Source organism: Phycicoccus sp. Soil802 (genome assembly GCF_001429605.1).
Classification (GTDB): Bacteria; Actinomycetota; Actinomycetes; order Actinomycetales; family Dermatophilaceae; genus Pedococcus.
This window is the reverse complement of the sequence record NZ_LMSS01000001.1, coordinates 289,242-308,805: the sequence shown is the minus strand read 5'-3', so window position 1 is coordinate 308,805 and position 19,564 is coordinate 289,242. Positions and strand designations below refer to the sequence as shown.

The 19,564-nt window shown below is 70.7% G+C and carries 18 protein-coding genes; 8 read left to right on the top strand and 10 right to left on the bottom strand.

Translation table 11 applies throughout. From position 1 onward, the window contains the following. Window positions 1-30: 30 nt before the first annotated feature. Complete coding sequence (locus ASG91_RS20485; protein ID WP_157605915.1) at window positions 31-663, bottom strand: hypothetical protein; 633 nt, start codon at window positions 661-663, stop codon at window positions 31-33. Between the two features lie 587 nt (window positions 664-1,250). Here ASG91_RS20485 and ASG91_RS01370 point away from each other — a divergent pair. The 5 genes from ASG91_RS01370 (at window position 1,251) to ASG91_RS01350 (ending at window position 7,556) form a co-directional block, all read left to right on the top strand. Beyond that, window positions 1,251-1,832 carry a DinB family protein gene (locus ASG91_RS01370; RefSeq protein WP_056920814.1) on the top strand — a complete coding sequence of 194 codons (582 nt, stop codon included), beginning with the start codon at window positions 1,251-1,253 and terminating at the stop codon, window positions 1,830-1,832. Between the two features lie 88 nt (window positions 1,833-1,920). After that, a complete protein-coding gene (locus tag ASG91_RS01365) occupies window positions 1,921-3,333 on the top strand; it encodes a hypothetical protein (protein WP_056920813.1) in 1,413 nt (470 codons plus the stop codon). Then, on the top strand, window positions 3,330-5,351 hold the full coding sequence (locus ASG91_RS01360) for a VWA domain-containing protein (protein ID WP_056920812.1): 2,022 nt from the start codon (window positions 3,330-3,332) through the stop codon (window positions 5,349-5,351). Before ASG91_RS01365 ends, ASG91_RS01360 begins: the two co-directional genes overlap by 4 nt. 182 nt (window positions 5,352-5,533) lie before the next feature. Next, the gene (locus ASG91_RS01355; protein WP_056920811.1) at window positions 5,534-6,994 is read left to right on the top strand and encodes an HNH endonuclease signature motif containing protein; all 1,461 of its coding nucleotides are present in this window, start codon (window positions 5,534-5,536) and stop codon (window positions 6,992-6,994) included. 151 nt (window positions 6,995-7,145) lie between these two features. Next, window positions 7,146-7,556, top strand: coding sequence for a VOC family protein (locus tag ASG91_RS01350; protein ID WP_056920810.1), 411 nt, complete (start codon window positions 7,146-7,148; stop codon window positions 7,554-7,556). A 38-nt stretch (window positions 7,557-7,594) separates the two neighbouring features. Here ASG91_RS01350 and ASG91_RS01345 read toward each other — a convergent pair whose 3' ends face one another. The 4 genes from ASG91_RS01345 to ASG91_RS01330 form a co-directional block, all read right to left on the bottom strand. Next, a complete protein-coding gene (locus ASG91_RS01345; protein WP_056920809.1) occupies window positions 7,595-8,044 on the bottom strand; it encodes a DinB family protein in 450 nt (149 codons plus the stop codon). Window positions 8,045-8,232: 188 nt separating this feature from the next. Beyond that, window positions 8,233-11,040, bottom strand: a complete 2,808-nt coding sequence (acnA, locus tag ASG91_RS01340; protein WP_056920808.1) for an aconitate hydratase AcnA — start codon at window positions 11,038-11,040, stop codon at window positions 8,233-8,235. Between the two features lie 196 nt (window positions 11,041-11,236). Continuing rightward, window positions 11,237-12,535: a class I SAM-dependent RNA methyltransferase gene (locus ASG91_RS01335; RefSeq protein ID WP_082593818.1), complete on the bottom strand. Its 1,299-nt coding sequence runs from the start codon at window positions 12,533-12,535 to the stop codon at window positions 11,237-11,239. Then, a complete protein-coding gene (locus tag ASG91_RS01330; RefSeq protein ID WP_235545311.1) occupies window positions 12,532-14,538 on the bottom strand; it encodes an APC family permease in 2,007 nt (668 codons plus the stop codon). Before ASG91_RS01330 ends, ASG91_RS01335 begins: the two co-directional genes overlap by 4 nt. Before the next feature lie 79 nt (window positions 14,539-14,617). Here ASG91_RS01330 and ASG91_RS01325 point away from each other — a divergent pair, with 79 nt between their 5' ends. After that, window positions 14,618-15,286 (top strand): TrkA family potassium uptake protein, encoded by a 669-nt coding sequence (locus ASG91_RS01325; RefSeq protein ID WP_056920807.1) that lies wholly within the window; start codon window positions 14,618-14,620, stop codon window positions 15,284-15,286. Between the two features lie 64 nt (window positions 15,287-15,350). Beyond that, the gene (locus ASG91_RS01320) at window positions 15,351-16,034 is read left to right on the top strand and encodes a TrkA family potassium uptake protein (RefSeq protein ID WP_056920806.1); all 684 of its coding nucleotides are present in this window, start codon (window positions 15,351-15,353) and stop codon (window positions 16,032-16,034) included. Here the strand turns inward: ASG91_RS01320 and ASG91_RS01315 are convergent. The 5 genes from ASG91_RS01315 to ASG91_RS01295 all read right to left on the bottom strand — a co-directional run bounded on the left by ASG91_RS01315 (window position 16,007) and on the right by ASG91_RS01295 (window position 18,897). Continuing rightward, window positions 16,007-16,741 (bottom strand): DUF3159 domain-containing protein, encoded by a 735-nt coding sequence (locus tag ASG91_RS01315; RefSeq protein ID WP_056920805.1) that lies wholly within the window; start codon window positions 16,739-16,741, stop codon window positions 16,007-16,009. The two genes, ASG91_RS01320 and ASG91_RS01315, sit on opposite strands and share 28 nt — an antisense overlap. Beyond that, window positions 16,731-17,150: an OB-fold nucleic acid binding domain-containing protein gene (locus ASG91_RS01310; RefSeq protein WP_369820378.1), complete on the bottom strand. Its 420-nt coding sequence runs from the start codon at window positions 17,148-17,150 to the stop codon at window positions 16,731-16,733. Before ASG91_RS01310 ends, ASG91_RS01315 begins: the two co-directional genes overlap by 11 nt. Before the next feature lie 6 nt (window positions 17,151-17,156). Beyond that, window positions 17,157-18,011, bottom strand: a complete 855-nt coding sequence (locus ASG91_RS01305) for a DUF3710 domain-containing protein (RefSeq protein ID WP_056920804.1) — start codon at window positions 18,009-18,011, stop codon at window positions 17,157-17,159. Window positions 18,012-18,018: 7 nt separating this feature from the next. After that, entirely contained in the window at window positions 18,019-18,513 is a 495-nt protein-coding gene (dut, locus tag ASG91_RS01300) for a dUTP diphosphatase (protein ID WP_235545310.1), read from the bottom strand. Window positions 18,514-18,597: 84 nt separating this feature from the next. Then, complete coding sequence (locus tag ASG91_RS01295) at window positions 18,598-18,897, bottom strand: DUF4193 domain-containing protein (RefSeq protein ID WP_056920802.1); 300 nt, start codon at window positions 18,895-18,897, stop codon at window positions 18,598-18,600. Window positions 18,898-19,322: 425 nt separating this feature from the next. On the opposite strand from ASG91_RS01295, the gene ASG91_RS01290 reads away from it, so the two are divergent. Continuing rightward, window positions 19,323-19,508: a hypothetical protein gene (locus ASG91_RS01290; RefSeq protein WP_056920801.1), complete on the top strand. Its 186-nt coding sequence runs from the start codon at window positions 19,323-19,325 to the stop codon at window positions 19,506-19,508. The last annotated feature ends 56 nt before the right edge of the window (window positions 19,509-19,564 follow it).

The following is a 19,564-nucleotide window of genomic DNA, read 5'->3' as shown; positions in this document are numbered from 1 at the left end:
CTGCGCCGAGATCACGGCGCGAGAGCGGCACTAGTCAGGTTGGGTGCCGGGGTGTGCGGGAAGGCCGCGCGGGACGCGCCAGTCGGCGCTGCTACGGCCGAACAAGCTCGGGTTCGGGAGCACGAGACTCGCGCTCGCCGTGGCATGGTCGCCGCCACCCTGGGCCGCGCCGCCGGTGGACGACGGCTGGCTCGGCAGGGCCGGCGAGGAGTCGAACGGAACCCACGGGCCGGAGGGCTCGCCGGGTCGGCTGGGTCCAGCGGGCACCTCGACCTGCACCGGGGGCCCGTGGCGACCGGGCGTGAGCCCGTCCTCGGTCAGGGACGTGTGACGGTCACGGGAATGGGGGCGCCGCAGGTCGGCTCGGGCCGTCGACGGGTCACGCTCTGTCGCAACGACTTCCGTGGCCCCCGGCAGCGGGACCACCTGGACAGGCGTGCCGTCGCCGATCGGCAGGGGCACGATCGGCGACGGGACGCCCACGGTGGGAAGGGACTGGACCAGGGTCACGACGGTGTCGGTCACGGACCCGAGCGCTTCGCCGGCCACGGGCAGGGAGTCGGCCACCTCACCCACGTCGGTGACCAGCGTCAGACCGGTGTCGACCGTTGACCGGGTCGTGGCGCCCACCAGGTCGAGGACCGGCGCGATCGTGGCGGACATCGGTGCTGTGGAAGTCGGTGCTGTGGAAGTCGACGCTCTGGAAGTCGTTGCGCCAGAACGCTTTTCGTTCGCCGTCTCCGTCTCATCCGAAGCGTGCGAGGTGGCGGCCTTCGAGGACTTCGCAGGGTGGGCCGCTGACCGCTCGGCCGGTGCGGACGACTTTCCGAGGGCACTGCCCAGCACCGTCTCGAGGCCCGTCCGGTCGATGAGCGGGAGGCTGCGAACCCCGTCGGAGCGGGGGTGCGAGGCGGTGGGCCGCTCGGCTGCGGAGGCTTGTCCGGAGGTGAGGACCACCCAGGCCAGACACAGCAGGGCGGCACCGATGAACAGCCGAACGAGGCTGCGCACGTGCGTCGTCCCCTGCATGCAGTCGACCCCAAGCTCCCCGGCTCAAGGGCATTAACTTGACTCCAGTGGAACACGGACCAAGCGCAACGGCAAGAGATCACCCCGACAACGCCGCAGGTCAGCCCCGCCTTCCGCACCCAAACGGGCTCAGCGACCGGCCGTTGGAATCCTCCGAAACCCTCAGTCTTTCGGGGGTAAAGCGGTCAGGAACTGACCGGTTGGACTCCTAGCGTGGAGCCATGACCACCACCGACCAGACCCACACCCCCGCACCCACCTCGACATCCGCCCCGACAGGGGGTGAACGTGCCGACTTCCTGGAGTCGCTGCGACGCCATCGTGACTTCCTGCGCTTCACCGTCAAGGACATCAGCGACGACCAAGCCCGCCAGCGCACCACTGTCTCGGAGCTCACGCTCGGCGGCCTCATCAAGCACGTCGCCACCACCGAGAAGCAGTGGGCCGACTTCATCGTCGACGGACCCGCGCCCCGTCCCGCCATCGACTGGGAGAACGTCGACTGGCAGAACCCCCCGGAACACGTGAAGGCCTTCATGGACTCGCATCGGATGACAGCGGACGAAACGCTGGACGACTTACTCGCACAGTACGACTCGGTCGCCCAAGCCACCGACGCGCTCGTCGCGAGCCTGCCTGACCTCGACGCCTCACACCCGCTCCCTGAGGCTCCGTGGTTCGAGCCGGGGGCGCGGTGGTCGGCTCGCCGGACCCTCCTGCACATCATCGCCGAGACCTCGCAGCACGCTGGTCACGCCGACATCATCCGTGAGTCCCTCGACGGGCAGAAGACCATGGGCTGACCGGGCGAGCGGGCTGGGACGCGACCGGTGAGTCCGAAGGGCGGTCCCCGGCATACGGATCCGGCACAGGCGGGGTTAGCGTGAGGAGGTGACGCACCCCTCTGCCTCCACCACTGCTCCCCCGCCCGCTCCCTCGACCCTCGGCGAGCTGCGCGCCTTTGGTCACGAGCACCGCACCCTCCGCGAGGAGGTGCGCGGCAACCTCGTCGCCGCACTCGCCGAGGGCCGCGACCCGTGGCCCGGGCTGCACGGCTTCGCCACCACCGTCATCCCCCAGCTCGAGCGAGCCCTCCTCGCCGGCCACGACATCGTCCTGCTCGGCGAGCGGGGGCAGGGCAAGACCCGGCTGCTGCGCAGCCTCGTCGGGCTGCTCGACGAGTGGACCCCGGTGATCGCCGGGTCCGAGCTCGGCGAGCACCCCTACGAGCCGGTCATCCACGCCTCACGGCGACGGGTGGCGGAGCTGGGCGACGACCTCCCGATCGAGTGGCGGCACCGCGACGAGAGGTATGCCGAGAAGCTCGCCACTCCGGACACCTCCGTCGCCGACCTGATCGGCGACGTCGACCCGATGAAGGTCGCCGAGGGGCGCTCGCTCGGCGACCCCGAGACGATCCACTTCGGGCTGATCCCCCGCAGCCACCGCGGCATCGTGGCGATCAACGAGCTGCCCGACCTCGCTGAGCGGATCCAGGTCGCGATGCTCAACGTGATGGAGGAGCGCGACATCCAGATCCGCGGCTACGTCCTGCGGCTTCCCCTGGACGTGTTGGTGGTAGCCAGCGCCAACCCCGAGGACTACACCAACCGGGGCCGGATCATCACTCCCCTGCAGGACCGGTTCGGCGCCGAGATCCGCACCCACTACCCGCGCGAGCTCGAGGACGAGATGGCCGTCATCCGGCAGGAGGCCGCCCTGGTCGCCCAGGTGCCCGACCACCTCGTCGAGGTCCTCGCCCGGTTCACCCGCGCGCTGCGGGAGTCGAGCTCGGTCGACCAGCGCTCCGGCGTCTCGGCGCGGTTCTCCATCGCCGGGGCGGAGACGGTCGCCGCGGCCGCCCTGCACCGCGCCACCCGTCAGGGCGAGCCCGAGGCCGTGGCCCGAGTCGTCGACCTCGACAGTGCCGTCGAGGTGCTCGCCGGCAAGATCGAGTTCGAGACCGGTGAGGAGGGTCGCGAGCAGGAGATCCTGACCCACCTGCTGCGCACCTCCATCGCCGACACCGCTCGACGCCACCTGGCCGGGATCGACCTCGCCCTGCTGGTCGCCGCCCTGGAGGGTGGCGCCACCGTCACCACCGGCGAGCAGGTGGCGGCCACCGACGTGCTGGCCGGGTTGCCGGTGCTCGGCGAGTCCGACCTCTACGACGCCATCGCGGACCGGCTCGATGCGCACAGCGCCGGTGAGCGGGCCGGCGCGGTGGAGCTGGCGCTCGAGGCCCTCTACCTCGCGCGCCGCGTCGACAAGGACTCGGCGGACGGGGAGACGGTCTACGGATGAGCCCGCACCGGTCGCGGTACGCGCGGTACTCAGGCGGGCCTGACCCCCTGGCACCCCCGGTCGACCTGGCCGACGCCCTCGACGCGATCGGTCAGGACGTCATGGCCGGCTACTCCGCCGACCACGCCATGCGCGAGTACCTGCGCCGAGGCAGCCATGACCAGACCGGCTTGGACGACCTGGCCCGCAGGGTGGCCGAGAAGCGCCAGGAGCTGCTGCAACGGCACTCGCTCGACGGCACCTTGCGCGAGGTCCGCGAGCTGCTCGACCGTGCCGTGCTCGAGGAGCGCAAGCGGCTGGCCCGCGACCTCGACGACGACGCCAGGCTGGCCGAGATGCGGATCGAGAGCCTGCCGCCGTCCACCGCGGGGGCCGTCAGCGAGCTGTCCGACTACCCGTGGCGCAGCCCGTCCGCGCGGGCCGACTACGAACGGATCAAGGACCTGCTCGGCCGCGAGGCCCTGGACCAGCGGTTCGCCGGCATGAAGCAGGCCCTCGAGAACGCAACCGACGAGGACCGCGAAGAGGTCCGCCGGATGCTCTCGGACCTCAACGACCTGCTCGCGGCCCACGCGCGGGGCGAGGACACCACCGAGCAGTTCCGCGAGTTCATGGAGCAGCACGGTGACTTCTTCCCCGACAACCCACAGGACGTCGACGAGCTCATCGACAGCCTGGCCCAGCGGGCGGCCGCAGCGCAGCGGATGCTGAACTCGATGACCGCCGAACAGCGGGCCGAGCTGATGCAGCTGTCGGCGCAGGCGTTCAGGTCACCGGCGCTCATGGACCAGCTGGGGCAGCTCGACGCCAACCTGCAGGCGCTGCGTCCCGGTGAGGACTGGGGAGGTTCCGAGGAGTTCGAGGGGTCGCAGGGGCTCGGTCTCGGCGACGGCACCGGGGCCCTGCAACAGCTCGCGTCGCTCGACGAGCTCGCCGAGCAGCTCTCGCAGTCCTATCCCGGCGCGCGGATGGACGACATCGACATCGACGCCCTGGCCCGGCTGGTCGGCGACGACGCCGCGGTGGACGCCAGGACCCTGAGCGAGCTGGAGCGCGCCCTGCGCGACTCGGGCTACCTCAACCGCACCTCGGACGGACAGCTGCGACTGTCCCCCAAGGCGATGCGCCAGCTCGGCAAGGCCCTGCTGCGCGATGTCGCCACCCGGCTGTCCGGACGCCAGGGACAGCGCGACGTGCGGCACGCCGGGGCGGCCGGCGAAGCCAGCGGCGCCACCCGGGAGTGGCAGTTCGGTGACACCGAACCCTGGGACGTCACCCGCACGGTCACCAACGCCGTGCTGCGGACGGCGGGTGAAGGCGGCCAGCCCGCACGCGGCATACGCCTCGACATCCGCGACGTGGAGGTCACCGAGACCGAGGCGCGCACCCAGGCCTGCGTCGCCCTGCTCGTCGACACGTCGTTCTCGATGGCGATGGACGGGCGCTGGGTGCCGATGAAGCGCACCGCCCTGGCCCTGCACCACCTCATCTCCAGCCGGTTCCGTGGCGACGCCCTCCAGCTGATCGGGTTCGGACGGCATGCGGAGGTGATGGACATCGAGCAGCTCACTGGTCTCGACGCCCAGTGGGCCAAGGGCACCAACCTGCACCACGCGCTGCTGCTCGCGGCGCGGCACTTCCGCAAGCACCCGAGCGCGCAGCCGGTGCTGCTCGTCGTGACCGACGGCGAGCCGACCGCGCACCTCGAACCCGACGGCCAGGTCTACTTCGACTACCCGCCACACCCCCTCACCGTCGCCTACAGCGTGCGCGAGCTCGACAACGTGGCCCGGCTCGGAGCGCAGGTGACGTTCTTCCGGCTCGGCGAGGACCCGGGGCTGGCCCGGTTCATCGACCAGATGGCGAAGCGGGTGGACGGCCGCGTCGTGGCGCCGGAGCTGGACGACCTCGGTGCGGCCGTCGTCGGCAGCTACCTCGGGTCGCGCGGTCCCGGCTCCTACCGCGAGCAGTTCGGTGGCTTCTACGGCGGCGGCCGGGGGTTCTGGGTCGACGACTGAGGTATGCCGCGTGGCCGGCTCGTGCGAGTGCCTCGCCTCCACGAGTCGGTAGGAGTCTTGTGGGCGCCGTATCTGCGTCGCCTGTCCACACCAGCACGATGGTCGAAAAGTTATGCACAGCAACCTGATTCGCCGTCGGACGGTTGGGTTGCACTGTCGGTGCCACGTCCTAGGTTTGACCCATGGCGATCGCACCGGACAACAGCTGGCGGCGGGACCTCCCTGCCGACCGGCCCGTCCTCGGTGCGGTCGACACGGCTCTCGACACTCTGGCCGGCGCCCAACCCGGGCGGCTGTGGGCTCTGAGCGACGCCGAGGTCACGCAGGCGTTCGCCCTGCTCGGCAGGCTGCGGGGCAGCGTCGACGCGCACCTGGTCGAAGTGCTGGCCGAGGCCAAGAGACGCGGACTGGGCTCAGGTGACGGGTGGGGGCCGGTCGACTGGAGCAGGGCGCAGGCGCCACAGCTGCCGACCCGGACCCTGACCGACCTCGACACCGTCGCCACCGCGGCCGCCGACGCGGCAGCGGGCGACACGCGCCTCAGTGACGTCGTTGACGCCGTCACCGAGGCGGCCAACTGCGACAGCGAGCGCGGCGACGACGGTGCGGATACGGCGGTTCGTGCGGACGGCGCCGCCCCAGACGAGGACGACACGGCGGACATCGGGACGGGTGGGCTGGAGCTCGGGAAAGCGGCCCAGATCGTCCGGTTCCACCGGTCAGTGCGTGGGCTGGCCGACCCCGACCACCTCGCCGAGCTCACCACCATCGCTCTGCGGGCCGCGCGCGGACACAGCGCCCTGTCCGAGCGCGGCCTCGCGACAGCCCTTCGCCATGCCGCGGACCAGCTGCGCCCAGAGCAGGTCGTCGAGCACGACGCCGACATCCGCCGAGCGCACCGCTCGCTGGTCAAGGGCCCCGGTCCTCTCGGGTTGTCCCGCTACACCCTGCTTCTGGACGACGAAGGTGCCGCCATCCTCGACACGGCGGTCGACGCCCTCGCGAAGCCTTCACCCGACGCCGAGACCGGCGAACCCGACCCACGCACCCCGGCGGCCCGCCGCGCCGATGCCGTCCTCGAGCTCGTCACGCGCGCCGCCACCGCGCCCGACGGCCTCCCCCGGCAGGCCAAGACCCAGGTCGTCGTCACCACCGACCTGACTACCCTCACCCGTCAGGTCCGAGGCGCCGGCCGCACCCTCGCCGGCGACCTGCTCACCACCGACACCATCCGCCGCCTCGCCTGCGACGCCGACCTCATCCCCGCCGTCCTCGGCTCACCGGGCGAGATCCTCGACCAAGGCCAGACCATCCGGCTCTTCACCCCGGCCCAGACCCGACATCTCTGGCTGCGCGACCACAGCTGCACCTTCCCCGGCTGCACCAAACCCCCGCAATGGGCCGACGCCCACCACCTCGTCCACTGGGCTGATGGCGGACCCACCGACCTGACCAACGCCGCCCTGCTCTGCCGCGCCCACCACACCGTCGTCCACCGCCACCGCTATGCCGGCGCGGTCATCAGCACTCGGCACGGTCCGACCGTCCAGTGGGACCTGGTCCCGGGCGGCTATGACGACCGCCTCGAGGCCCTCCGCCGAGCCGGCACCATCCCGCGTTGGCCAGACCCGGACCGACCATGACCACCACGGCGCCCGAGGGGCTCCCAGGGCCTGACTGCGACCCACGCCGCGGCCGCGCGCCGACGGATCCGTCAGGAATCGAGAAGCCCAGACCACACCGCGTTCCTAGCATTGGGGCAGCCCATCCCGACCTTCTTCGCAGGAGCGCGCCATGATCACCAGGCTCAACGTCGCCACCGTCTACGTCCTCGACAAGGAGGAGGCGCTCGACTTCTACGTCGGCAAGCTCGGGCTCGAGAAGAGCAACGACGTCAGGCAGGGCGACTACCGCTGGCTCACCGTCCGGGTCCCGGGCGACCCGTCGACCGAGATCTCGCTCGAACAGCCGGGCGCGCCGCTGCACGACGAGGCGACGGCCCAGCAGATCCGCGAGCTCGTCACCAAGGGCGCGCTGGGCGGCCTCGTGTTCATCACCGACGACGCCCGCGCCCTCTACGACGACCTCACGGCGAAGGGCGTCACCGACTTCACCCAGGAGCCCACCGAGCACTTCTACGGCACCGACCTCGGCGTGCGCGACCCGTTCGGCAACCACATCCGGGTCCTCCAGCAGGGCAGCTAGGCCGGGACCGGCCGGCGGCCGGCACCAACCCCGAGGCCTCAGCGACCGGTCCGGCCGTCGATCTCCTCGCGGATGATGTCCGCGTGTCCGAGGTGCCGTGCGGTCTCCTCGATCATGCCGACGAGGACGGACCGGAGGGTGACCGTCCGCCCGTTCAGGTCGACGAGCGAGTCACCGTCACCGGCCGCGGCGACGATCGCGTTGCTGGCGTCGCACGCCGCTCGGTAGTCGGCCCGCAGCCCGCGCAGCGAGACGGCGGGGTCCACCACCATGGAGCGGGCGCCCCTGCCCGCCTTGCCTCCCGCGACGACACCCTCGAACCACTTCGACTCCGCGAAGGTCAGGTGCTGCACGAGGCCGGCCAGGTTGGTGCCCGACGCCACGGTGCTCCGCCGGGCGTCCTCCTCACTCAGCCCGGTGAGCTTCTTCAGCACGCCGGCCCGGAGCCCTTCGAGTGCCGCCACGAGCTGCTCCACCTCGGTGGTCATGGGTCGAAGGCTAGCCACCCGCGTCGCCTACGATCGGCCCATGGAGCGCGTGACCGGCATCGGTGGCATTCCGCCGATCCAGCTCTGGGAGCCAGCCGGACCCGAGTCCGACCAGGCGCACGACTGAGGGGTATGCCGCGTGGTGACCACGCGGCATACCCCTCAGCGTTGGTGCGGGGCGGCGGAGCTCAGCTGTTGACGAGCGACCGCAGGACGTACTGCAGGATGCCGCCGTTGCGGTAGTAGTCCGCCTCACCGGGGGTGTCGATGCGGACCACCGCGTCGAACTCGACCGGGTCGGCGCCGTCCCGGACCGCCGAGACCTTGACCGTCTTGGGGGTGCGGCCCTCGTTGAGCTCGGTGATGCCCGAGATGGAGATCGTCTCCGTGCCGTCGAGGCCCAGCGAGTCGGCCGACTCACCCGCCGGGTACTGCAGCGGGATCACGCCCATGCCGATGAGGTTGGAGCGGTGGATCCGCTCGTACGACTCGGCGATGACGGCCCGGACGCCCAGCAGCCGGGTGCCCTTGGCCGCCCAGTCGCGCGACGAGCCGGAGCCGTACTCCTTGCCGGACAGGATGACCAGCGGGACGCCGGCCTCCTGGTAGGCCGCGGACGCGTCGTAGATGGTCGTCTGCTCGCCGCCCGCCAGGCCATCACCCTTCAAGAACAGGCGGGTGAAGCCACCCTCGACCCCGTCGAGGAGCAGGTTCTTGAGCCGGATGTTCGCGAACGTGCCGCGGATCATGACCTCGTGGTTGCCGCGGCGCGAGCCGTAGGAGTTGAAGTCCTTGCGGTCCACGCCGTGCTCGGCGAGGTACTTGCCTGCCGGGCTGTCAGCCTTGATCGACCCGGCCGGGCTGATGTGGTCGGTCGTGACCGAGTCTCCGAGCTTGGCCAGCACCCGCGCGTCGGCGATGTCGGAGACCGGGGTGGTCTCCATCGTCATGCCGTCGAAGTACGGGGGCTTGCGCACGTAGGTCGAGTCGTCGGCCCAGTCGAAGGTCTTGCCCTCGGGCGTCGGGAGCGACTTCCAGCGCTCGTCGCCGGCGAACACGTCGGCGTAGTCGCTGGTGAACATCTCCTTGTTGATGCTCTCGGTGATGGTCCGCTCGACGTCAGCCGGAGCGGGCCACAGGTCCTTGAGGAAGACGTCCTTGCCGTCGGTGTCCTGGCCGAGCGGCTCGGAGTCGAAGTCGAAGTCCATCGTCCCGGCCAGGGCGTAGGCGATGACCAGCGGCGGCGACGCGAGGTAGTTCATCTTCACGTCGGGGTTGATCCGGCCCTCGAAGTTGCGGTTGCCGGACAGCACGGAGACGACCGCGAGGTCGTTCTCGTTGATCGCCGCGGAGATCTCGTCCGACAGCGGACCGGAGTTGCCGATGCAGGTGGTGCAGCCGTAGCCGACCAGGTGGAACCCGAGCTTCTCGAGGTAGGGCCACATGCCGGCCTTCTCGTAGTAGTCGGAGACGACCTTGGAGCCCGGCGCCATCGACGTCTTGACCCAGGGAGCGACGGTGAGGCCGCGGTCGACCGCGTTCTTGGCCAGCATCGCGGCGGCCATCATGACCGACGGGTTGGACGTGTTGGTGCAGCTGGTGATCGAGGCGATCGAGACGATGCCGTGGTCGATCTCGAACGACGCACCCTCGGCCGTGGTGACGGTGACCTTCTTGGACGGACGGTCGGCACCGTCACCCTCGGAGGCCGGCTTGTCGCCGCCGTTGGTGCCGTCGGTGCTCCCCTGCGGCGAGGGGTCGCTCGCGGGGAAGGAGGACGCCACGCCGGCGTCGCCCTCGTGGTGCGCGACGTAGGTCGGCAGCACCTTGCGGAAGGCGTCCTTGGCGTCGGTGAGCGCGATGCGGTCCTGCGGGCGCTTGGGTCCGGCGATGGACGGCACCACGGTCGACAGGTCGAGCTCGAGCCGCTCGGAGTAGCGGGCCTCGGGCTGGTCGGGGCCGGCGTGCAGCCACATCCCCTGCTCCTTGGCGTACGCCTCGACCAGCGCGACGGACTCGTCGCTGCGGCCGGTGAGCCGCAGGTACTCCAGCGTCACGTCGTCGATCGGGAAGATCGCACAGGTGGAGCCGAACTCGGGGCTCATGTTGCCGATCGTGGCGCGGTTGGCCAGCGGCACCGCGGAGACGCCCTCACCGTAGAACTCGACGAACTTGCCGACCACGCCGTGGGCGCGGAGCTGCTCGGTGATGGTGAGCACGACATCGGTCGCGGTGGCGCCGGCCGGGATCGAGCCCGAGAGCTTGAAGCCGACGACGCGCGGGATGAGCATCGAGACGGGCTGGCCGAGCATGGCCGCCTCGGCCTCGATGCCGCCGACGCCCCAGCCGAGCACGCCGAGGCCGTTGACCATCGTCGTGTGCGAGTCGGTGCCGACGCAGGTGTCGGGGTAGGCCACGCCGTCGCGGACCATCACCGTGCGGGCGAGGTGCTCGATGTTGACCTGGTGGACGATGCCGGTGCCCGGGGGCACGACCTTGAAGTCCTCGAACGCGGTCTGGCCCCAGCGCAGGAACTGGTAGCGCTCACCGTTGCGCTGGTACTCGATCTCGACGTTCTTCTCGAAGGCGTCGGCGCGGCCGAACACGTCGATGATCACGGAGTGGTCGATGACCATCTCGGCCGGGCTGAGCGGGTTGATCTTCGCCGCGTCGCCCCCGAGGTCGGCGACCGCCTCGCGCATGGTGGCCAGGTCGACGATGCAGGGCACGCCGGTGAAGTCCTGCATGAGGACCCGCGCGGGCGTGAACTGGATCTCGGTGTCGGGGTCGGCGGTCTCGTCCCACGCGCCCAGCGCGCGGATGTGGTCGGCGGTGATGTTGGCGCCGTCCTCGGTGCGCAGGAGGTTCTCCAGCAGCACCTTCAGGCTGTACGGGAGGGTCTCGCTGCCCTCGACCGCGTCGAGCCGGTAGACCTCGTAGGAGTTGTCACCGACCTTCAGCTCACCGTGGGCGTTGAAGCTGTTCGTGCTGGCCACTGCCTGCTCCTTCGATGCTCGGAATCGATGCTCTGGGATGCACCGTCGTGTCGCTCGATGCGGGTGCTCGTGCTCGTTCGATTTATCTTGACGTCAAGATATCACGTTGGTCAGGCCTTGTGCCTGATCCTGCTCCAAGGCCGCGCGCAGCGAAAGTGGGGAGCACCCGCGGCACCCGCGGCAGCAGCCCCACCGGTCACGTCGTGGTCCTCGTGAACAGCGCGATGCACTCGACGTGGTGGGTCATCGGGAACGCGTCGAAGGCGCGCAGCTCCCCCAGCTCGTAGCCGGCCGCGGCCAGGAAGGCCGAGTCCCGGGCCAGCGCCGAGGGGTCGCAGGCGACGTAGGCGATCGCCCGCGGCTCCAGGGCGGCCACCTGCGCAGTGACGTCGCGACCGGCGCCGGTCCGTGGCGGGTCGAGCACCACCAGGTCGGCACGCAGCGGGATCAGGGGGTGGCGACGCAGCTTGCGCTGCCGTTGCGCACGGTTGCGGGTGGGCCCCGACCGGCTGGCCCGCGGCACCCCGAACGCGTCGTCGACGCGGGCGCGGACCACCGCGACCGACGGGTATGCCGCGAGGTTGCCTGCCGCGGACGCGACGGCTCCCGCGTCCGACTCCACCGCGACGACCTTCCCCGACTCGCCCACCCGCTGGGCCAGGGCTGCGGCGAAGAGGCCGACGCCGGCATACAGGTCGAGGGCGGTCTCGCCCGCGCGCGGCTCGAGCAGGCCGGTGACCGTGTCGACGAAGGTTGCGGCCGCGCCGGGGTGCACCTGCCAGAAGCCGCGGGCGGACACCTCGAACCGGCCCGAGAAGGTCTGTCCCACCACGTGTTCGGTGACGGCGGGAGGGTCCGTCTCATCGGTGGGGAGAGCGACCACGACGGCCTCGCCCTCCGACGGTGCCGCCACGTCCACGGCCGACTCGCCTGACCAGTCGTGCGTCAGGACGCCGGTGGCGAGGATGCGCGGGTCGGCGATCAGGCAGGTGTCGACGGGCACGATGTCGTGCGAGCGACTCCCCCGCAGCCCGGCCCGACCGGAGTCATCGACCGCGAACTCCACCCGGGTGCGCCAGCCCAGGCCCTCGTGGTCGCCGGGGAGCGCCTCGACGACGACCTCGACGTCCTGCTTGGCCAACCGGGCGAACTGCTCACGGACGACCGACGTCTTGAGCTCTCGCTGGTAGCTGAGCGTGGCGTGCTGGAAGTCGCACCCACCGCAGAGCCCGGGGGCGGCATACCGGCACGGCGGGGTGACGCGGTGCGGACTGGCGTCGAGCACCTCCACGCAGTCGGCCCGGACGAACCGCTGGCCCCCGCGGGCCTCGGTGACCTGGGCGTTGACGCGCTCGCCCGGCAGCGCGTGGCGGACGAAGACGACCCGGCCCTCGTGCCGCGCGACGCAGAACCCGCCGTGCGCCACCGCGCCGATGTCGAGGGTCACCACGTCGCCGACGGCGAGCGCAGCTCCAGGGGGCGGGGCGGTGGTCACTGCCCGAGGCGGACGGAGCCCGCCGTGGGGCCGTCGAACCGCTCCTCCTGGCCCTCCGACGAGGCCAGCTGCCACGGCACGCTGGCCACCATCACGCCCGGCGTGAAGAGCAGCCGGCCCTTGAGGCGCAGGGCGCTCTGGTTGTGCAGGACCTGCTCGTACCACTTGCCCAGCACGTACTCCGGGATGTAGACCACCACGACGTCGCGGGGGTGGCCGGAGCGCAGCGACTTGACGTACTCGACGACTGGGCGGGTGATCTCGCGGTAGGGCGAGTCGAGGGCCTTGAGCGGCACGGGGATGTCGCGTCGGTCCCACTCGTCCTGCAGCGCCTTGGTCTCGTCGGGCTCGACGTTGACCGTGATCGCCTCGAGCTTGGACGGGCGGGTGGCCCGCGCGTACGCGAGGGCGCGCAGGGTCGGCTTGTGGATCTTGGACACGAGGACGATCGCGTGCACCCGGCTCGGGAGCATCTGGGCATCCAGGTCGTCGTCGCTGATCCGCAGCTCGGCCCGGACCCGATCGTAGTGCCGGTGGATACGCACCATGATGAAGAAGATGACGATCATCGCCGCGATGGCGTAGCCGGCCCCGTGGATGAACTTGGTCAGCAGCACCACGACCAGGACCGTGCCGGACATCGTCGCGCCGACGGCGTTGATGATGCGGCTGCGCATCATCCGGCGCCGCACGGCCCCGTCCCGCTCGAGCCGCAGGTGCCGGTTCCAGTGCCGGATCATGCCGGTCTGGCTCAACGTGAACGACACGAAGACGCCCACGATGTAGAGCTGGATCAGCTTGGTGACCTCGGCGTCGTAGATGACGATGAGCAGGGCCGCCGCGCCGGCGAGGATGAGGATGCCGTTGGAGAACGCGAGTCGGTCGCCGCGGGTGTGCAGCTGGCGCGGCAGGTAGCCGTCCTTGGCGAGGATGGAGGCCAGCACCGGGAACCCGTTGAACGCGGTGTTGGCCGCCAGGATGAGGATGAGCCCCGCGACGATCGAGACCAGCACGACCCCGGGGTGGAAGCCGGAGAAGACCGCCTTGGCCACCTGCCCCATGATCGTGTCCTGGACGTAGGTGTCGCCGACCGGCTTGCCGTCGCGGAGCAGCTGGGTGCCCGGGTCCTCGGCGTACTTGATGCCGGTCCACTTGGCCAGGGTCAGCATCGACATGAGCATCGTGATGGCGATGACGCCCATCAGCAGGAGGGTGGTCGCGGCGTTCTTGCTCTTGGGCTTCTGGAAGGCAGGGACGCCGTTCGAGATGGCCTCGACGCCGGTCAGCGCGGCACAGCCCGAAGAGAAGGCGCGCAGGAGCAGGAACATCATCGCGAAGCTGCCGAGCGACTCGAAGCCCTTCTCCGGGGCCAGCGTCAACGCGGCGCTCTCCGCCTGGGGCAGCGACCCCGTGAGCTCGCGGACCAGCCCGACGATGCCCATGCCGATGACGCTCGCCATGAAGAGGTAGACCGGCAGCGCGAAGGCCTTGCCCGACTCGCGCACCCCGCGCAGGTTCATCGCGGTGAGCAGCGCGACCAGGCCGACGGCGACGATCACCTCGTGGCCGCGGATGAACGGCAGGGCGGCCGCGGCGTTCTGGACACCCGAGGAGATCGACACCGCCACGGTGAGCACGTAGTCGACGAGCAGCGAGGCAGCGACGGTGAGACCGGCCTTGGGCCCGAGGTTGGTGGTCGCGACCTCGTAGTCACCACCGCCGGAGGGGTAGGCATGCACGTTCTGCCGGTACGACGCGACCACGACGAGCATGACGCCGACGACGCACAGCCCGATCTCCCACGAGTGGGTCAGGGCGAGGAAGCCACCCGCCAGGCCGAGCGTCAGGAAGATCTCGTCCGGTGCATAGGCCACCGAGGACAGGGCGTCGCTGGCGAAGATCGGGAGGGCGAGCCGCTTCGGCAGGAGCGTGTCGCCCAGCCGGTCACTACGCATCGCGCGTCCGACGAGCACACGCTTGACGACGCGTGAAGAGTTGGGCACGGCCAACACTCTAGGGCGCGGTATCCACGGCTGCGCGGCGCCCTGCAGCCGTGGGACGGCGCGGTGTAGCGTCGGCGTCGTGCATTTCGTCATCATGGGCTGCGGCCGGGTGGGTTCCTCCCTCGCGCACAGCCTCGAGAGCCAGGGCCACGACGTCGCGATCATCGACCAGGAGGAGTCGGCGTTCCGCCGCCTCGGGTCCAGCTTCGAGGGGCGACGGGTGACGGGGGTCGGGTTCGACCGCGACACCCTGCACGAGGCGGGCATCCAGGACGCCTACGCCTTCGCGGCCGTCTCCAGTGGTGACAACTCCAACATCCTCGCGGCCCGGGTGGCGCGCGAGACGTTCGGCGTCGAGCACGTCGTCGCCCGCATCTACGACCCCGGCCGCGCCGAGGTCTACCAGCGGCTCGGCATCCCCACCGTCGCCACGGTGAAGTGGACCGCCGACCAGATGATGCGGCGGCTGCTCCCGCAGGGCCACGTGCCCGAGCTCGTCGACCCGTCGGGCAACGTCGTGATCGCGGAGGTGACCGTCAACCCCGGTTGGGTCGGCCGACGCCTCACCGAGCTCGAGGAGGCCACCGGGGCCCGCGCGGCATACCTGACCCGCCTGGGTGTGGCCACGCTCCCCGCCGCGGACAGCGTCTTCCAGGAGGGTGACCTGCTCCACCTGGCCGCCCTGGCGGCCGAGCTGCCCTCCGTCGAGCGCACGCTCGACGGACCGCCCGCAGTGACCGACCAATGAGCAGCACGCCCACCGAGCACCACGAACACTGAGCACTACGAACCCTGAGCACGAAGGAACCAAGATGCGCGTCGTCATCGCCGGTGCAGGCAGCGTGGGCCGTTCGATCGCCCGCGAGCTGCTGCACAACGGTCACCAGGTGCTCCTCATGGACCGCGAGCGCAAGGACGTCCAGGCCAGCAAGATCCCGGACGCCAACTGGCTGCTCGCCGACGCCTGTGAGATCACCGCGCTGCACGAGGCCGGGCTGGCCGAGTGCGACGTGGTCGTCGCCGCGACCGGTGACGACAAGGTCAACCTCGTCGTCTCACTGCTGGCGAAGACCGAGTTCGGCGTGCCGCGCACCGTGGCGCGCGTCAACAACCCCAAGAACGAGTGGATGTTCGACGAGGCGTGGGGCGTGGACGTCGCGGTGTCGACCCCACGGCTGATGACCGCCCTGGTCGAGGAGGCCGTGAGCATCGGCGACCTCGTGCGGATCTTCCAGTTCCAGCAGGGCAAGGCGACCATGGTCGAGCTCACGCTGCCGCCCGACAGCCCCTACGCGGGCAAGCGGGTCGGCGACGTCGACTTCCCGGGCGAGACCGTGCTGGTGGGGATCATCCGCGAGGACCACCCCATCGCCCCCAGCCGCGACGACTCGCTCGAGCCGCACGACGAGCTGCTGTTCATCTCGACGCCGGAGTTCGAGGACGAGCTCGAGGCGATGCTGAGCCCGGGTCAGAGGGTGCCGCGCGGCGAGGAGTGAGCCGAGCCCTCGGGCTCGACCTCCAGCTCGGGCGGGGTGTGTCCCTTGACGAGCATGAGGCCCATCACGCCGATCCCGGCCAGCCAGAGCGGCCACCCCAGCACGACCTTCGCGACGCCGAGCAGGGCCACCTGGCTCGCGAGATACAGCGGCACCATGATGACCAGCCGGACCATGAAAAGCCCGACGAGCACCAGGGTCAGCCGCTGACAGACGCGCACGAGCCCGCGGTCGCGGTGCCAGCCGACCGGGTCGTCGGCCATCCGCGGGTCACCCGCGCCGACCATGAAGCCCACCAGCGGCCAGCGCAGGGCCACCGAGACCAGGGCGACCGCCAGCATCACGGTGTTCCAGATGATGCCGGGCAGGAAGGCATCCTCGGCCTTGCCGCTGCGCAGCGCGAAGAAGGCGGCGATGGCCGTGGGGAAGACGGCCGAGAGCACGTATTGCAGGCTCTGCCGCTGGACCAGGCGCACGACGGCCAGGACGACCGTCACGGCGACCGAGCCGATGATCGCGACGGTCAGGTCCTTGCGCCAGACCCACAGGACGACGAACGCCACGGTGGGCAGCGCCGTCTCGATCGAACCGCGCCAGCCGCCCAGGGCGGTGGACAGGCGGTGCCGGATCAGCTCCTCGACGGTGGCGCCGGGCGCGAGGTCGTGGCGGTCCTCCCCGCGACCGTCGGGCGCGGGGTCAGTGGGCACGCAGGGGGACGATCTCGTAGGACGGGTTGAAGATCGTCGGCGTGCCGCGGGTGTAGGTCACGCGACCGTGCGCGCGCAGGTAGGTGCCGGGCTCGATGCCGCCGATGGTGCGGCGACCCAGCCAGACCAGGTTGATCGTGCGGCTTCCGTCGTAGAGGTCGATGACCAGCGCGGGCACGTTGACCCGCGGGCGCAGGGTGACCGCGCGCACGGTGCCGGAGACGGTGGCCTCCTGTCGATCCTCCAGGTCGCACATCGGCGTACACCCCATGCGGGCGGCGTCCTCCTGGAGCTCGTCCGCCTCCATCTGGGTGACCGTCTTCGTGAGGCGTTCGGAGAGCTTGGCCAGCGGTGACTTGTGGACCTGCGTCGTGCGCGGGTCGACGGGGGTGAGGTGCTTCATCGCCATGGCGTCCTACCTGACCTCGGTGATCTCGGGACCACGCTCGAACGGCTTGAGGTCGTCGACCCGGCTGGACGAGCCAGTGGGGGCGTCGTCCCCGTGGTCGTGGTCGTGGTCGTGGTCGTGGTCCGGCTGCATCTCTTCGGGCAGCTTGAGCAGCAGCATCTCGCGAGGGGCCATGGCGCTGTCGCCGCGCACCACCACGGTGCCGCGGACGACCTCGAGCAGCGGCTCGGCGGCGTCGTCCTCGATCGCTGCCCGACCGGAGAAGACGGCGCGCAGGAACCAGCGCGGGCCGTCCACGCCGGCGAACCGGGCCGGGGCGAAGACGGTGCGGCCGTCCGGCCCGGCTGAGGGCATCCGGGTGCGCAGCTCGGTGCCGAGCACTCCCCTGGCCTCGTCGGCGGTGCCGCCCTGGGCCAGGATCGACTCGGCGATCTCGCTGCGGATGTCGTCCCAGATGCCCGTCGTCTTCGGGGCGGCGAAGGCCTGGATCTGCACCGCCGAGTCCCCGATGACCGCCGTGGCGCCGACCACCTGGTTGGCGGCCTCGTCGATCTCGAGCCGCAGCTCCATGCCCGGCACGCCCTTGATGCGCAGCGCGCCCAGGTCGAGCCGGCCGTCCTCGTCGTCGACCTCGGCCGCGTCGAACGGCCCGGTGGCGCCGGTGTCAGAGCCGACCGCCCGGTCGGGCGACCGCTCGTCGTCCGAGTCGTCGTGGTCGTCGGTGTCGCTGACGTCGCCCAGGTCCTCGAGGTCGAGGTCGTCGGCGTCGGTCCCGTCGGCCTGGTCGGCGCCGGCGACGTCGTCGACACTGTCGACGGTGTCGGCCGCGTCGGAGTTCTTGCCGCGTCGGAAAATGCCCACTGGTGAGTCAGTCCTTCGTTGTCGGGGTGTGGTCGCCGAAGCCACCACTGGCACCATGTCCAGTGTCACCCCGGGGGGTGGTTTCGAGCGAATCAACCTCGTGGAACTCGACCCGGGCGACCTGTTGCACCACCAGCTGGGCGATGCGGTCGCCACGACGCACGGTGAACGCGTCGCGGGGATCGAGGTTGACGAGGTTGACGAGGATCTCGCCGCGGTAGCCGGAGTCCACGGTGCCGGGGGCGTTCACGATGCTGACGCCGTGCTTGGCCGCCAGTCCGGACCGGGGGTGCACCAGCCCGACCCAGCCGTCCGGGATCGCGAGCGCGACCCCGGTGGGGACCAGGGACCGCTCCCCCGGCTCGAGCGTCACGTCGGTGGCAGCGTGCAGGTCCGCCCCGGCATCGCCCGGGTGGGCGTAGGACGGGAGCGGGAGTGCGGGGTCGAGCCGCCGGACCGCGATGGGCACCGGCGAGGTCGGGACGCGGGAAGGGCCAGTCACGTGGACTGACCCTATCCCTGCGTCGAGAGGAGGTGCGTCGTGCACCGTGGTGCCCACGCTGCCGTCCTCCATGTCCGTGCTCACCTACGCGGCGCACTCCCGGCACACCATCTGGCCGCCGGACTCGGAAGCCAGCTGGCTGCGGTGGTGCACGAGGAAGCACCGTGAGCAGGTGAACTCGTCGTACTGGCGCGGGATGACCCGCACCGAAAGCTCTTCGCCGGACAGGTCCGCACCGGGCAGCTCGAAGCCTTCGGCCTGTTCGGTCTCGTCGACGTCGACGCTGGATGCGCTCTTGTCGACGCGGCGGGACTTCAACTCCTCGATCGAGTCCTCGGACAGCTCGTCATCGGTCTTGCGCGGCGCGTCGTAGTCAGTCGCCATGGTCGCTGTCGCTCTCCCTGTTCTGTCGTCGTTCTTGGTCTTCCCGAAGCTCGGGAAAACGATCGGCCGGTGTCCCGGCAATACGATTCGCCCGTGTAACGCTGGTGCCCGCGGTTTTGTGCCCGCTGCAGGGCGGGATTGTGCCCTATCCACGGCGCCACGTCACCATCGCGTCCAGATCCGGTCCGCGCGTGGCCACGAAGCACTGCCAAAGCACCCCCAAAGCACCGCCAAGGCACCGGCGAGCCACCCCGGTCCGCACGCCAGCGGCATACCAAGTGCTGGTCTGGGTTCACCCAAGATTCACCCCCGAGGGGCAACCCCGAGTCCCCGTTCCGGCGTCTGAGCCCGTAGAGTCCTCACCTCCGGCCCGGCCGACCCGACTCGTGAAACGACCATCTGACACACGAAGAGAGGGGTGCACCATGACCGAGTTCCACACCGAGATCACCCAGCGCGCAGCCCGCGCCGTCCAGTCCCTGCGCAAGGCCCAGGAGTCCGGCGACGACTACCTCGCCTCCGTCCGTGAGGCCGAGCTCGAGAACCTGGCCCGCCTCGCCTCCGAGCACGGCCTGCGCATCCCCGAGCTCAGCAACTACCACGCTGCCTGAGCCTGACCTGCACGACGAAGCCGGTGCCGGGGCCAGCGCCCCGACACCGGCTTCCT

Excerpts from the sequence above, each read along its gene's own strand:
- ASG91_RS20485 (WP_157605915.1), bottom strand. The coding sequence starts at position 663 with ATGTCCGCCACGATCGCGCCGGTCCTCGACCTGGTGGGCGCCACGACC.
- ASG91_RS01370 (WP_056920814.1), top strand. The coding sequence starts at position 1,251 with ATGACCACCACCGACCAGACCCACACCCCCGCACCCACCTCGACATCC.
- ASG91_RS01360 (WP_056920812.1), top strand. The coding sequence starts at position 3,330 with ATGAGCCCGCACCGGTCGCGGTACGCGCGGTACTCAGGCGGGCCTGAC.
- ASG91_RS01355 (WP_056920811.1), top strand. The coding sequence starts at position 5,534 with ATGGCGATCGCACCGGACAACAGCTGGCGGCGGGACCTCCCTGCCGAC.
- ASG91_RS01350 (WP_056920810.1), top strand. The coding sequence starts at position 7,146 with ATGATCACCAGGCTCAACGTCGCCACCGTCTACGTCCTCGACAAGGAG.
- ASG91_RS01345 (WP_056920809.1), bottom strand. The coding sequence starts at position 8,044 with ATGACCACCGAGGTGGAGCAGCTCGTGGCGGCACTCGAAGGGCTCCGG.
- ASG91_RS01320 (WP_056920806.1), top strand. The coding sequence starts at position 15,351 with ATGCGCGTCGTCATCGCCGGTGCAGGCAGCGTGGGCCGTTCGATCGCC.
- ASG91_RS01310 (WP_369820378.1), bottom strand. The coding sequence starts at position 17,150 with ATGGCGATGAAGCACCTCACCCCCGTCGACCCGCGCACGACGCAGGTC.
- ASG91_RS01295 (WP_056920802.1), bottom strand. The coding sequence starts at position 18,897 with ATGGCGACTGACTACGACGCGCCGCGCAAGACCGATGACGAGCTGTCC.
- ASG91_RS01290 (WP_056920801.1), top strand. The coding sequence starts at position 19,323 with ATGACCGAGTTCCACACCGAGATCACCCAGCGCGCAGCCCGCGCCGTC.